General features: G+C 44.1%; 13 protein-coding genes. 3 read left to right on the top strand and 10 right to left on the bottom strand.

The window, feature by feature from the left end; translation table 11 throughout:
* Positions 1-28: 28 nt before the first annotated feature.
* The 10 genes from murA to MZO41_RS06895 form a co-directional block, all read right to left on the bottom strand.
* Positions 29-1309, bottom strand: coding sequence for a UDP-N-acetylglucosamine 1-carboxyvinyltransferase (murA, locus tag MZO41_RS06940; protein WP_003642050.1), 1281 nt, complete (start codon positions 1307-1309; stop codon positions 29-31).
* A 540-nt stretch (positions 1310-1849) separates the two neighbouring features.
* A complete protein-coding gene (locus MZO41_RS06935) occupies positions 1850-2044 on the bottom strand; it encodes a hypothetical protein (protein WP_128650876.1) in 195 nt (64 codons plus the stop codon).
* A 581-nt stretch (positions 2045-2625) separates the two neighbouring features.
* Positions 2626-3354: a helix-turn-helix transcriptional regulator gene (locus MZO41_RS06930; protein ID WP_003643839.1), complete on the bottom strand. Its 729-nt coding sequence runs from the start codon at positions 3352-3354 to the stop codon at positions 2626-2628.
* A gap of 150 nt (positions 3355-3504) precedes the next feature.
* Positions 3505-4404, bottom strand: coding sequence for an L-serine ammonia-lyase, iron-sulfur-dependent, subunit alpha (gene sdaAA, locus MZO41_RS06925; RefSeq protein ID WP_013355192.1), 900 nt, complete (start codon positions 4402-4404; stop codon positions 3505-3507).
* An 18-nt stretch (positions 4405-4422) separates the two neighbouring features.
* On the bottom strand, positions 4423-5076 hold the full coding sequence (gene sdaAB, locus MZO41_RS06920; RefSeq protein ID WP_003643837.1) for an L-serine ammonia-lyase, iron-sulfur-dependent subunit beta: 654 nt from the start codon (positions 5074-5076) through the stop codon (positions 4423-4425).
* 369 nt (positions 5077-5445) lie between these two features.
* Positions 5446-6726, bottom strand: coding sequence for an aromatic amino acid transport family protein (locus tag MZO41_RS06915; protein ID WP_003643836.1), 1281 nt, complete (start codon positions 6724-6726; stop codon positions 5446-5448).
* Between the two features lie 351 nt (positions 6727-7077).
* Complete coding sequence (gene serS / locus MZO41_RS06910) at positions 7078-8349, bottom strand: serine--tRNA ligase (protein WP_003643835.1); 1272 nt, start codon at positions 8347-8349, stop codon at positions 7078-7080.
* 467 nt (positions 8350-8816) lie between these two features.
* Positions 8817-10430 carry a CTP synthase gene (pyrG, locus tag MZO41_RS06905; RefSeq protein WP_003642042.1) on the bottom strand — a complete coding sequence of 538 codons (1614 nt, stop codon included), beginning with the start codon at positions 10428-10430 and terminating at the stop codon, positions 8817-8819.
* A 172-nt stretch (positions 10431-10602) separates the two neighbouring features.
* A complete protein-coding gene (rpoE, locus tag MZO41_RS06900; RefSeq protein WP_003642041.1) occupies positions 10603-11211 on the bottom strand; it encodes a DNA-directed RNA polymerase subunit delta in 609 nt (202 codons plus the stop codon).
* A gap of 44 nt (positions 11212-11255) precedes the next feature.
* A complete protein-coding gene (locus MZO41_RS06895; RefSeq protein ID WP_003642040.1) occupies positions 11256-11696 on the bottom strand; it encodes a YwiB family protein in 441 nt (146 codons plus the stop codon).
* Positions 11697-12058: 362 nt separating this feature from the next.
* On the opposite strand from MZO41_RS06895, the gene MZO41_RS06890 reads away from it, so the two are divergent.
* Genes MZO41_RS06890 through yidA form a run of 3 tightly spaced genes read left to right on the top strand, consistent with a single transcriptional unit; the run spans position 12059 to position 15187 of the window.
* Positions 12059-12991, top strand: coding sequence for a lipoate--protein ligase family protein (locus MZO41_RS06890; RefSeq protein WP_003643833.1), 933 nt, complete (start codon positions 12059-12061; stop codon positions 12989-12991).
* A gap of 14 nt (positions 12992-13005) precedes the next feature.
* On the top strand, positions 13006-14358 hold the full coding sequence (locus MZO41_RS06885; protein ID WP_003643832.1) for an HD domain-containing protein: 1353 nt from the start codon (positions 13006-13008) through the stop codon (positions 14356-14358).
* Positions 14359-14377: 19 nt separating this feature from the next.
* Complete coding sequence (gene yidA / locus MZO41_RS06880) at positions 14378-15187, top strand: sugar-phosphatase (protein WP_003642037.1); 810 nt, start codon at positions 14378-14380, stop codon at positions 15185-15187.
* Positions 15188-15255: the final 68 nt, after the last annotated feature.

Here is a 15255-nt window from a genome sequence, read left to right as displayed (position 1 = left end):
ACCACTGTTCTTTCTTAGCTGTACATCGTTAGTTTTCGGGAACTTCTTCGTCGGCTGCAATTTCCACATCCGCACCAAGTGTATGCAATTTATCGATGACCCGATCATAGCCACGTAGAATATTGTCAGCGCGACTAATTTCCGTAACGCCACTAGCCGCGAGACCAGCAATCATTAGTGCCGCCCCAGACCGAATCTCACCGGCCTCGACATGTGCACCTTGTAAGTGGGAAGAATGACCCACGACAATCAAGTTATCTTGAACGCGAATGTCCGCCCCCATCTTACGTAACTGTTCAACGTGTTGCGTGCGTTGCGGATAAATCGTATCAATCACCACGCTACTACCGTTAGCACGCAATAATAATGGGGTGATTGGTTGTTGCAAATCAGTGGCAAAGCCTGGGTAAGTCATTGTTTTAACCCGAATTGGGTCCAAATCATTGGACCGTGGGACGTAAATACTATCTTCATTAATCTGTAAATCGACACCCATTTCGACTAGTTTTGCCGTGAATGACTCCATATGTTCAGGGATCACATTCTTTAGCAAAATACCGTCCCCAATCGAAGCAGCCAGGGATAGATACGTTCCCGTCTCAATCCGATCAGGAATAATCGTATGGGTTGCCCGCGAATGCAGTGCCGGAACGCCTTCGATTCGAATTACGTCGGTACCAGCACCCCGAATTTTAGCGCCCATATTATTCAAAAAAGTCGCTAAATCAATGATTTCAGGCTCTTTAGCCGCATTTTCAATCGTGGTCGTACCATGAGCTTTGACGGCAGCCAAAATAATGTTGATCGTCGCCCCAACGGAAACCACGTCTAAAAAGATGCGCGCTCCGTGAAGGCCCTCTGTGCCCGTTGAGATAAAGACAGAGTCATTCTCTTCAACGACGTTAGCGCCGAGCGCCTTAAAACCCTTGATATGCTGATCAATTGGCCGCGGACCAATATTATCACCACCAGGGAAAGTCACCGTTGCACGGTTAAAACGACCGAGTAAGGCCCCCATAAAGTAGTAAGAAGCCCGCAAGCTTTTAATGGCATGACTTGGTAATTCAGATTCTTCAATATTTGTTGGATCAATTGTTAGAACATCGTTTTCAAAAGTGGAATGGACGTTCATCGACTCTAAGATGAGCCGTAAGTTGTGAACGTCTAAGATGTGCGGAACCGTATCGAATTGGACCGGAGTGTCTGCAAGAATCGCAGCAGGAATCAGTGCGACGGTACTATTTTTTGCGCCACCGATCGTTAATTCCCCAGAAAGTCGTTTTCCGCCATGGATTATCATTTTTTTCATAACATAACTTTCCTCGCTAAATAAGTGTCACACTGTATCATACAATCATTAACCATAATAAAGAATGTCTGTCAAAAATACAACCAATATCAGGAAACTGTAATCTTTTTACGCAATAAAATCATCAACTCGACTAATTCAAACGCTTTCATGAATGATTTGGTAAGATAATTAAGCTAAATCTGCACAATTTAAGGTGCCGTCAAAGTCGCCGATATCACACAGTTTATTCTGATATTAACAGTTAACATGGTCACATGATTATTGTCACTATTCCTCACTAATTTTGCTGCTGTCATACTATGTACCCCATACGATGATTGGGAGCGCGATGATGCCGAATAATAATTCAATTAAACGTTCCACTTTAATCATGCCCCGCCCAGAACGACTATTAGCACAATGCCCGATAGAAAAATAGAAAAGTGCTAATGCGCGTGATAAATTTCACTGGCATTAGCACTCTCTGGACTGAATTGAACCTGATGGACTATCAGTATTCATGACTAATCACTTCCTTATTTAATTAATAACCTTCCGTTACCCGTTAATCGCAAGTAGCTGTTCCATATGTTGGGGTTTCATATTAAGTTCACGCAACTGCAATAACGTCTGCTTTAAGTTTTCATACTCGGCTTCCGTGTATAAACGGCTCTCAACGCCAATCTGATAAGCTTCGGCAATTGTAACCAAATCGCGTCGTAACCGGCGTCGAATTTCGTTCGGTGTCAACATTGGCATCACCTCCATTTATTATTCACCATAATACCATATAATGCGCCAATCAACGGTCCATGATACGATTTGATAATCTTTGATAATTGATAATAATCGCAATTGACCCCCGCTACATCAGCCTTTCAACTCGCTGTCAGCTAATGAAAATTGCATGAGATTTATTATGATGATAATCAGTTGATAACCAAATTAATAAAATCTTTAATCCCCCTTTTGATAAGACCTAGAAAATTCCCACTGACATCCTCAAAGATGTCATTCTAACCAAATTATCATAAAAAGGGGCTACGTTCCAACCTGAATCACATAAAAACACACGCTCCCCTGGCACTAATCGCCACACCAATTGCGACCAGCCACCACTGAACAACGGGGGATTTGATTGCTCAGTTTATTTAACTACTTAAAATGCGGCAGCCCGCACACAAACTGGTTGTGTTGGCTGCCGCATTTTTACGGTGGTGACCATGATTCTTACCTGTCCAGGAACTCAGAGTAGCTTCCTCACAGTTTCGCCACTATGGCTGAACTAAATTTTGACAGGGTTTCATGACGTTAATCGCTTACAATTACATCGTTTAATCCTGCTGGAGATCCTCATCTTTGACGGTCTGCAAATAACGATAAACACTCGGATCAGAGACTTTGAGCACTTTGGCGGCTTCACTAACTGAATCCTTCAATAGGAAGTAACCTTGGTGGTATAAGCTACGAACGATTTCTAATTTTTCATTTTGCTTTAAATATTCAACAGAAACGCCATACTTAGCACAGACAGCCTGGGTCACTTCCCGAGCTAAATCAGTGATAGAAGTGGTTAGATGTTCCGGCGCGACCGGCGTGTCATGGGCCTTCTCGTTAGCTGGTGTTCCTTTGAGTTGATTAATCGTTGGTGAGTTCAAATGTTTGTAACTCGCCATTACCTTCAATACTTGTTCCTGCAGATCGTCTAGGGCACTATCATCCGTATTAATACAAATCATCCCGACGATTTCACCATCTAATCGCAAAAAATAAGTTGATGATCGTAGTGAGTGCTTTCCTTGCGAAACACCCTTGTAGTTGGCTAGATAATCACGCTTTTCAGCTTTACCGGCCTTCATCGTTCGCAACGCTAAGTCAGTTGCAGGATCGCCAACTTGTCGATGTGATATGTGGGAATTACGAATTGCCACAACGGAGTGGTTTAAATCCAACAAGTCGTTCAGGACAACTTCACTACTGGGGCCTAAGATATCTGCTAAAAAATCAACAAACGGAATAAACTCGCGCACGTATTCTTGCTCAGCTGTTAATGGTTTTTGCATAACGGCACTCACCTCACTATTTTTTTACAACGTTATGACTTAATATTATTTTATCACACTGATAAAATGTTAATACATGTAACGATATAAACATCTAATTAAAAAAGATGATACCGCCTTTAGTCAGCTCATCATCTTTCTGCGACATTTTTATGCATGAACTTGTGAATTAGTCGATCGTCCAAAAATCTTTTCCTTCATCCGAATACCGGTTGGCGTCGCCGCTAAGCCACCCAGTCCAGTTTCCCGAAGTGCCTTTGGCAAGCCCTTACCGACTTTATCCATCGCTGCAATGACTTCATCCGCTGGAATCTTGTTCGTGCAGCCAGCCAAAGCCATGTCAGCCGCAATCAACGCATTACCGACCCCAATCGCATTCCGTTTAACACACGGTAGTTCAACTAACCCAGCAACGGGATCACACACTAATCCCATCAAGTTACTGATTGCCATCGCCAAAGCCTCAGCACTTTGTTCAGGCGTCCCACCAGCAACTTCAACCGCGGCCGCAGCGCCCATCGCAGAAGCGCTACCAACTTCAGCTTGGCAACCGCCAGTCGCACCAGCAATCCCAGCATTATTAGCTATGACCATCCCAAAAGCGCCAGCGGTAAATAGAAATTGGATCATCTGGTCACGGTTGAGGTTCATTCGGTCCTTCAGCGTGAAAATCACACCAGGTAGTGTCCCCGTCGATCCAGCCGTTGGTGTCGCACAAACGACTCCCATCGAAGCATTAACTTCATTGGTTGAGATTGCGTTCTGAACAGCTTGCATCATCGTATCGCCGGATAAAGTGTGCCCTTTTTGACGATACTTTTTCAAGAGAACAGCTTCACCACCAGTTAAACCAGTTGTTGAATAGACCCCGTCGCCTGCAGCCCCTTTATTAACAGCTGCTTCCATGACGTCTAGATTCCGGCCCATCGTGTGCCAGATTTCTTCGCGACTCGTTTGCGATGTTTCCACCTCTTGTTCAATCATTAATTCGTAGATCGGCTTCTTGGTCTCCTTGGCCGCTGTTACCAGTTCTGCTACGCTCATGTACATCATAACTGACCTCCCTGATTATAAGTAAACTAAATTTGCGTGTCCCTGTGCTAATTTTTTGATTTCATCCTGTTTGAGGCGGCGATCCAAATCATATTCATATAAATTGCCCCAAGCCGTCTTGTACTGCTGCTGGTCGTTTACTTTAGTCAGATCAGCCAACTGTTTGGTCACGTGCTGATGGTCATTCTCACCACCTTGAACTAACAAGATAGGAAGTGGCCCTTTGGGTTTAACATCAAAACCATCCATCTTGATTTCACGAATTTCGATGGTTCCACCCCCGATTGAACATCCAGCGACCGTCACTTGCTTATCATCATTTTTTAAGTCAATGATGGCAGTGTTCGGGTGGTTGATTGGGCTATCACCAGGCTCTTCGATAAAGGTAATATTTATCCCCTGATCTCGGGCCAAACCAATGGCATATGGAACCCGGCTATCATCAGGATCAAAACCAAGAATGCCACTGATAATCGCATAGTCCGTTCCGTGGCCCTTGTGGGTTTGCGCAAATGATTCATAGTAATGAATGACAATATCTGTCGGTTTCTCCTGAAAAATGCTATTCGCTGCTCGACCAATCGCACACGCCCCCGCAGTATGGGAACTGGAAGGTCCAATCATAATCGGGCCAATAATATCAAAAACACTCTTGTAATTCACCGTCATTTTAGTCATCCTCCTATTTGAATCATCACGTTAAATTAAGCTTTGGCACGGGCAACTAGCGCTTCTTGGCGCATTCATCGTTAGTACATCGTTTCGAAACTTTATGAATCTTGAAGTTACGGTACAAGCAAGCACCACAGTTGTACTGATGAGAAAACATAAAGCCGTTGCATCAAAGCTTTCATTTCTGAATTAACCCCGCCGTTGTGATTAATCCAGCCTCCAGTATGGTCATTCGATTCGCGACCCTCACGAACCCCAACACCGTCATGCGAATCTCGTCAATAGCACTAGCAACGAGATTTATGACAAAAATTGGCTTCAATAATATTAACCAATGTGAATTCATCTCGTATTTTAGTCAGATTACTAAATAAACAATTTGATGATATTGAACAGGATACCACTAACTGCGATTAATCCAATTACCACAACAAAGACATTGCTGTGTTTGCCGGCATATTGCTGTAACTTAGGACTTTTATGAATGGCATACATTGGCATCAAGAACAAGATAAACGCAATGATTGGTCCAATGATGGTTTCAATCATTCCCATAATGGAAGGATTGACCCAGGCAACTATCCAGGCACTTAGTAGCAGAACAAGATCAACAATTGTCGAAACAGTTCGACTTGAAAGCGTCTTGTTAGATTTTTCTTCCATCTTACGAATAATCCCACGTAAGCCTTCACTCGTTCCTAGATAATGTCCTAAAAAGGACTTAGCAATTGCAATAAAGGCAATTACGGGAGAAACATATTTAATAATTGGATTATTGAAAGCAGTCGCAACGTAATCAAGGATTGAAACATTTTCATTTTTAGCTTCAAGGATTTGGTCTGGAGTCAACGCCAATGTACAACTAATAACAAAGAACATTGCGACAATGACCATCAACGTTTCGGCCGACAATAGAATTGTCGAAATCTTTTTATCGACTTTGTCCTTACCTTCCCCACTATATTCTTTACGTTCGGCAACGGAAAATGAAGAGATAATCGGAGAATGGTTAAACGAAAAGATCATAACGGGAATAAGTAACCACAAGTTTCCTAAAGTGCCAACCAAATGTCCCCCAGATACGGAACTGGAAAATGTTGAGAGGATTGCGCCGTTCCAATGTGGAATAAGATAAAAGGAAAACAGAACGATTACAATAATAAATGGAAAGGCCAGGCCACTCATAACTTTGGTAATCAAAGAGGTACCAAAGCGAGCAATTCCAATGAGAATCCCAACAAGTACTAGCGACAACAGCCAACGAGGTGGTGTTTGCATGTGCATTTGGTCGCTAATAAATTTCGATACAGTATTCGTAATAGAAACAGAATAAACTAATAAGATTGGATAAATGGAGAAGAAATAAATAATGGTAAAAAGCAATCCAATCTTAAAGCCAAAATGTTGTTCAACAACATCAGTAATGTCATCACCATCATTTTTAGCCGACAAGACAAACCTACTCAGGCCCCTGTGAGCAAAAAATGTGGTTGGCAAAGCCAAAATAAGTATCATGATGATACCAAGAATACCTGCCGTGCCAACTCCAATCGGTAAGAATAGCACGCCGGCCCCAATCGCGGTTCCGAACAAACTTAGCATCCAAAAAGTATCATTTTTTCTCCAACCCTTAAATATATTTGTCATTTTTAAATCTCCTTTTTATAACGTTGTTCTGGTCACACCAGAGAATGTGCTAACATAACCTGCATGAATAACCCTCCCATTAGATTTAACGTCTCGACTCGTTGTAAAACGCCACTTTGTGATAAACATCACTTTAGTGCCGTGAAAACCTTTTCTTCATGATAAAATATTATCATGGTGACAATTACCGTTCATGTGATTTCAATTATAAAAATTAAGCATTTTTAACACCAAATTAAAAAGGACTGAGATTATCATAACAGATCTAGCCTGTATCCATCTCAATCCTAGTGATATTAAGTTTAACATTCAACTGAATTATTTGAATGATAATTTATTCTCATAATAATTTTATTTTATCTCTGTCATACCATGCATGTAAGGTTGGAGCACCTTAGGAATCTTAACCGTGCCATCGGCTTGTTGATAATTTTCCAAAATCGCAGCTACCGTCCGGCCAACAGCAAGTCCAGAACCATTCAACGTGTGGACGTAATCGACCGTCCCATCAGCTTTCCGGTAACGAATCATCGCCCGCCGTGCTTGGAAGTCCAAGCAGTTAGAGCATGAACTGATTTCCCGATAAACGCCTTGTTCTGGCATCCATACTTCCACATCGTAGGTCTTGGCTGATGAGAAACCAGTATCCCCCGTTGAAAGCTTAATAACATGGTATGCAAGCCCTAATTCGCGCAACACTTCTTCGGCATTATCCGTTAATTTTTCGAGCTCATCGTATGAATTCTCAGGTTTACAGTACTTGACCATCTCGACTTTGTGAAATTGGTGCATACGAATCAAGCCCCGGGTATCACGCCCCGCACTCCCAGCTTCGGAGCGATAACAAGGCGTCATCGCCGTGAAGTACGTTGGCAATTGATCTTCAGATAAGATTTCATTCGCATAGTAATTGGTCAGCGGTACTTCAGCCGTCGGGATCAACGTCATTCCTGAAGATTCAACCGTGTAGACGTCTTCTTTGAACTTCGGAAATTGCCCAGTTCCATACATTGTCTGAGCGTTCACCAAGTATGGCGGAATAATTTCATGGTACCCTTGCTTTTGTATGTGCAGATCTAGCATAAAGCTGTAAACCGCCCGTTCTAAGAGTGCACCCGCATCCTTATAATAAACAAAGCGCGCGCCCGCGACTTTTGCTGCCCGGTCAAAATCCAAGATTCCTAAGCTCTCACCCAATTCCCAGTGCGCCTTAGGTTTAAACTCAAACGTTGGAATATCACCGTGCTTACGCATCTCAACGTTGCTATCTTCGTCAGGACCGACTGGTACATCATCAGCAGGTAAGTTCGGGAAGCGAATCGCTAAGTAATGAAGCCGATCGTTTACTTCCGTTTGGGCCGCTTCCGTACTCTTAATATCACCGTTCAGCTGTTTGACTTGTTGAATGAGGGCTTGACCCGCTTCCGATTGCGGATCACTTTGCCCAATTTGCTCTGTCAACTGGTTTTTCTGTTTCTTCAAGCCTTCAACCTTAGTAATTGCATCCCGATTTTGTTGGTCTAACTGTAAGTATTCATCAACCTCAGCCGGATCGACTTTCCGTGTCTGGAGCTTAGCCTTAACAAGTTCTGAGTTATTACGAACAAACTTTGGATTTAACATACGAAAAACCTCCTTAAAATTAAAACGTCCCATAGTCTTCGCCTAAAAGACTATGGGACGTTTTTTTACCAACGTGGTACCACCCAATTTACTGCTCTACGAGTATATCGTCTCACCGCGACCTCTTAAAAACGAGGCCAAACGCTAAATGGCGGATTCATCAGTCCAATCAACCAACTTTCAGCAACCGTTGGCTTTCTAAATAATCAGATTAACTACTAGCCCATTATGTTTGCGCTTTCAATTTACACTTATAATCTAGACCTCCTGCCAATTATTGTCAATAGTTTTTTATTATCATTTTATTTTTCTATTATCAAGAGAACCATTTATTGTTACCATGTATTTTCGCAACACCAGTTGTCACTGTGAATATCGGTGACCTAATCAAGCCCGTGGCCGCCCAACAAAAAAAGCACACCAACAATTCGCTGGCGTGCTTTACTCTTAATTCTACCGTACTAAATTTATGCCTTCACTTTACCAGTCTGGTTAGCGGCATCGATGAATGCCTTGAATAACCCTTCTGGACGGTTAGGCCGTGATAAGAATTCTGGATGGTATTGTGAGGCCACGAAGAAGCGCTTCTTTGGTAATTCAATCACTTCGACGAGCCGGTTGTCAGGCGAAGTTCCGGAGAAGACCATGCCCTTAGCAGCCATTGCTTCACGATACTTATTATTGAATTCATAACGGTGGCGATGACGTTCCATCACAACTTCTTCATTGTGGTAGGCTTTAGCCGCCACAGTTCCCGGCTTCAGCTTGCAAGGGTAAGCGCCTAAACGTTGCGTTCCACCCATGTCTTCAACGTCTTCTTGGTCGGCCATCAAATCAATAATATTGTCCGGCGTCTTCGGATCGATTTCAGCAGAGTTAGCATCCTTCAATCCAAGTACGTTACGTGCAAATTCGACACTGGCCATTTGCATTCCCAAGCAGATACCTAAGAATGGCACGTCGTTTTCACGGGCATACTTGATTGCCGTAATCTTACCTTCAATTCCCCGATCACCAAAGCCACCAGGAACTAAGATTCCGTCAGCATCGCCGAGTAGTTCTTCGACATTTTCTGGCGTAACATCTTCAGCAGAAATCTTCTTCAAATCAATGTCGGCATCATCCGTATAGCCAGCATGCTTCAATGCTTCCGTCACTGAGATATAAGCATCCTGTAAAGCGACGTATTTTCCGACTAGCGCAATCTTGATGGTCCGTGATAAGTTCTGAACATGATGTTCTAAGTCAATCCATTCACTCATGTCGGCCTTAGGTGCCTGTACATCAAAATGGTCAAGGACGATTTGGTCCATGTTTTGTTTCTGAACATTCAACGGAATTGAATAAATCGTCTTAACGTCTAAGGATTCAATGACTGCTTCTGGTTCCACGTCACAGAAGGACGCAATCTTATTCCGCATTTCCCGCGTAATTGGTTGTTCAGTCCGGACAACTAACATGTTCGGCTGAATCCCATAACTCCGCAATTCCTTAACAGAATGTTGCGTTGGCTTCGTCTTCATTTCACCAGCTGCCCGTAAATATGGGATCAATGTGGTATGGATATAGAAAACATTGTCGGAACCTAAATCACTCTTCATTTGCCGTAGCGCTTCAATAAATGGCAAGGATTCGATATCACCGACCGTCCCACCGATTTCAGTAATCACGATATCGGAATCCGTCGTCGTACCCGCACGCATGATTTTTTCCTTGATAGCGTTCGTGATATGCGGAATCACTTGCACCGTGGCGCCTAAATAATCGCCCCGCCGTTCCTTTTGCAGAACTTCTGAATAAATCTTACCGGTGGTAACATTTGAATATTTATTAAGGTTAATGTCGATAAAACGTTCATAATGTCCAAGGTCTAAGTCAGTTTCGGTCCCATCATCGGTCACGAAGACTTCACCGTGTTGATAAGGACTCATCGTACCAGGATCAACGTTGATATAGGGATCAAACTTTTGAATCGTGACCTTTAAGCCCCGGTTCTTCAATAAACGCCCTAGCGAAGCAGCGACGATACCTTTACCAATGGATGACACAACGCCACCAGTTACAAAAATATATTTGGTCATGTGATAACTCCTTAAAGATTTATTTCGTGGGGTGGTATAAATAAAGAAAGCTCCCTATTTCAACAGAAATAGGGAGCTAATACGATCGTTTGTCTCAGGTATTTCTACCAGAGAGCCCAAATAAGATAATACAAGGAGATTCCCTTTTCGTCAAGGAAAAATCTTGAAAAGCTTATTTCGATTCGTCGTCTTCGTCATCGTAGTCGTCATCATCATCGTCATCATTTAACTCTGATAATTGACCCTCGATACCGTCTGGCAACGTTTCATCAGCAACATCGTCGTCTGTGTCATCAACACCCGCAAGTTCATCGTACTTGCTGCTTGCTGAATCATCAGTATCGTCGTCCTGATCATCATCGTCATCGTAGTTATCGTCATCTTCGGGATCATCGTCATCGTAATCGATCACGTCGTCATCATCCCCGGCATCGGCCAAGAAGGCGTTAACCTTCTTACGCTTCTTGCGCTTTGGCCGATCCTCATCTTCGTCATCGTCCGTATGAATAACGGCTTCGTCAATGGATTCAAATGGGTACCATGCACGCAGGCCCCACATATTGTCACCGAGCGAAATGAAACTACCATCGATATTAAGATCGGTATAAAATTGTGATAAACGCTCCCGAATTTCTTCGTCGCTTTTACCTAAATATGATTGCACAGCGTTGGTCAAGTCGGCAAAAGCCATCACATCACCATGTTGTGATAAGATCGCGTGAGCAACCTCGATTAAAGATAATTCGGACTTTTTTTGTCCATCAAATTGTTTTAGTTCCAAACTGGTGCACGTCCTTTCCACAGTTTATAGTACATAATACCAAATTAGGCCGTGAATTGCAATCGCAACTTGTAGTTACCAAGTAGCTGCTCACCCGCGTATAAATCGTAATCAACGTTCACCTCACCTGAAAATGGCCGTTCACGTAGCCGTACTCGTAACATCGGCGTCACCGTTTCAACAGGTAGCATCCCCATAGGCGTTTGATAATGAGCACGCACCCGTTTACCATTGGAAAAGTGCAACCGAAGTCGGTTCTCCGCACTCCGCGTCAACACGACGTCCCCATTAGCTGCCAGCTTAATCGTCACTGGAATCGGTTCTGGCGCATCATCGTTAACTTCCTTATACCGTAAATAAAACGCGTCACCCATCTGAACCAATTGACCATCGACATCCAGTGCATAGTTCGCCGTATCGTCATCTTGCCGCGCCTGCGTCTCTAAATGAATCGCCACTGGCACACCAGTTGTTAAATCATCCATATTTGGACCTCCTAATATTTCAAAATCACACGCTGAACGCCCGTCTACGATCACCGTGTTACCACACTCGCTATATCCTTTTCAGCGTTCACGACCGCGCGACTCCCATCACGCCCATCGTAAAACTTCCTGTTTAATTATAAGCCATTCATGCCAAAATAACTAAAAATAGGACTAAAAGCGGTCAGCTTAGATCTGCTGGGAAAAGTTCGAACACGCGTAAACTTTTTGAGTCGGCTGTGTTCCAACAATTGTCCCCCAGCCCCGGAGGTCGAAATAGGCCGCACGTTGCTGACGAACAAAAAGCCAACTAACTTGCACGTTTCATTATCCTATGATGGTATGCTACAGATTAAGTTGATTTGTCTAAGCCAATGCAACAGTACCATTTTTCTAGTATAATTAGTGATGATACGGACAACGGTGGCGGTTTCATCATGAGACATCCCTCGTGCCCGATAATAGCGGATAACGGGGTGGCTTTCTTGACGGAATCAACAATTGCAACTTTGAGTCAAAAATACGAACCGGCAGCGATGCTGGATAGTTTTGCGTATACGAACGCCTTGCTGTGGTTAACGGCGGCTCGTCAGCAACCAATCGTTCATTTCTGGCAGTTACAGCCAACCGTCATTCTCGGCTTATTAGACCAACGCTTGCCACGGCTAACTGCTGGCTTAGCACATCTACACGCTGCCGGTTATCAGGTCATGCTCCGTAATTCAGGTGGGCTAGCCGTAGTTGCTGACCCTGGTGTACTAAACGTCTCCTTATTTCTTCCAGCAACTCGCGAACGCTATTCAATTACAGCGGCATATCAATTGATGGTCGACTACGTTCAGGCAGTTTGGCCACAATTAAATATCACGACTGGTGAGATTACACGCTCCTATTGTCCTGGTGATTATGATTTGAGTATTGCCGGTCGTAAAATTGCCGGAATGTCGCAACGGCGCACTGCCGAAGCGCTGGTCATCATGCTGTATGTCAGCGTTGATGGCGATCAGATGGCCCGTAGTCAACTCATTCAGCGTTTTTACCAAGTCAGCTTAGCCGGTCACCATGACGCGCGGTTTCCAGATGTTGATCCACAAGTCATGACGACCGTTGCTGACGCTTTGGCAGCGCCGACTGACACTACCGCTACACAAGCTCGTTTTATAGCCATCCTAGCTCAACATGGGACGGTCGACACAACAAGTTTGCCGTTAGTCACCGAAGAACCTGAATTTCAAGCACACTTAAATCAAGCCTATCAACAAATGCAACGCCGACAACAACGCTTGCATCACTGAAAGAAGGAATTAATTTGGCCTATCGCCAGCAACTATTACCCATGGAGAAAGTCTTTCGTGACCCGGTCCATGATTACATTTATATCCAACATCAAGTCATTCTCGATTTGATCAACACCTCGGAATTTCAACGACTGCGCCGTATTAAGCAACTCGGTACGACCTCGCTGACCTTCCACGGTGCAGAACACTCCCGCTTTGGACATTGCCTCGGTGTTTATGAGATTACACGCCGTATTTGCGATAACTTCGAACGTAACTACCCGACCCAGGCCCCTGGTGACGGTGGTTGGGATGATCACGAGCGATTGGTCGCACTATGCGCCGCCCTGTTACACGATATCGGTCACGGGCCATACTCACACACATTCGAGCACATCTTTCACACCGACCATGAAGCCCTAACTGTTCAGATTTTGACATCACCTGAAACCGAGGTCAATCAGGTCTTACAGCAAGTCTCACCTGACTTCCCGGCCCAAGTTGCGGCCGTCATTCAAAAAACGTACCCGAATCCCCAAGTCGTCCAGATGATTTCTAGTCAAATCGATGCCGATCGGATGGACTACCTACTGCGAGATTCGTACTTCACGGGTACGAATTACGGCAATTTTGATTTGACCCGTATTTTGCGCGTTATGAAGCCGTATCAAGGCGGCATTACATTTGCAATGGAAGGCATGCACGCGGTCGAAGATTACATTGTCAGTCGCTTCCAGATGTACATGCAAGTCTATTTCCATCCAGTATCACGTTCCATGGAAGTCATCCTAGATCGCCTACTGGAGCGGGCTAACGATCTTTATCAAAGCCACGCGGTCGACGCTGAAGCCACACCAGTGATGTTATTGCCGTTTTTCAATAATAACTTTACGTTACACGATTATTTACGGTTAGACGATGGCGTCTTAAACACTTATTTTAGCCATTGGCGTGATAGCCGTGATCAAATTCTCGCTGACCTAGCAACCCGTTTCTTAGACCGGCGTCCCTTAAAATCAGCACGAGTCGATGCAACGACTCAACCGCTAATTCCAACGTTACAAAAATTAATTGAACAAGCCGGCTTTGATACGCACTACTACACTGACATCAACGACAGTTACGATCTTCCTTACGACGCCTATGATCCTAAGATGAAGAAGCCGCGTACCCAGATTGAACTGCAACAAAAAGACGGTTCCTTACTAGAACTATCCACCGTCAGTGACCTAGTGCGAGCCATCACCGGGAAAGTCTCTGGCGATCAGCGGTTTTTCTTTCCAAAAGAAATGCTCAGCAAAAACGCCGAAAACGATTTATTTAAACCAATTTACCAAGAATTCCAGCAATATATTTTAAACGATCGTCTGGTCGTACCACACTAATTTTGGAGGAATTATTATTATGTCAGTCAAGCTTATCGCCATCGATATGGACGGCACCTTACTCAATGAGCACAGCGAACTAAATCCCGCAACCGTTCAAGCGATTAACGCCGCTAACGCGCAAGGAATCAAAGTCGTCATTTGTACGGGACGGCCATTAAGTGGCGTCACGCCCTTTTTAAAGCAACTTGGAATCGCTGGTGAAGATAATTACGTCATTACTTTTAATGGCTCAATGGTTCAGACAATTACCGGTAAGATCATCACAGGACTTACCCTGTCACATGACGATTACATCGACATTGAAACGCTCAGCCGAAGACTCAATATCCATTGTCACGTTGAAAGTGAAGACCATATCTACACCGCCAATCGAAATATCAGCCCTTATACGGTCGGCGAAAGTGCACTCGTCAATATGCCGATTCGGTTCCGGACACCGGAAGAAATGCGCCCAGACTTACCAATCGTCAAGTGCATGTTCATCGATCACGGCCCACTACTGGATGCAGCCATCAAGCAATTACCAGCGTCATTCTCCAAGCGCTTTACCATTGTTCGCTCAGAAGCGTATTTCCTAGAATTCATGAATCCCGCCGCTAGCAAGGGTAACGCCCTAGCCACGTTGACCGACCATCTGAACTTAACTGCTGATGAAGTCATGGCGATTGGTGATCAAGGTAACGATTTGAGTATGCTGCGTTACGCAACCAACAGTGTTGCGATGGGTAACGCCATTGATGAGGCCAAGCAAATTGCCCGTTATGAAACCAAGACTAACGTTGAAGACGGGGTCGCACACGCCATTAACACTTGGGCACTCGCCTAAGCTACTATTTTTCAAACTAATTCAAGCAACGCTAATGGCTCGTTTTTAACGTGCCGTGAGCGTTGCTT

This window comes from Lactiplantibacillus sp. C232 (assembly GCF_023806725.1).
In the GTDB taxonomy this organism is placed as follows: domain Bacteria; phylum Bacillota; class Bacilli; order Lactobacillales; family Lactobacillaceae; genus Lactiplantibacillus; species Lactiplantibacillus plantarum.
This window is presented reverse-complemented; position numbering and strand designations above follow the sequence as displayed.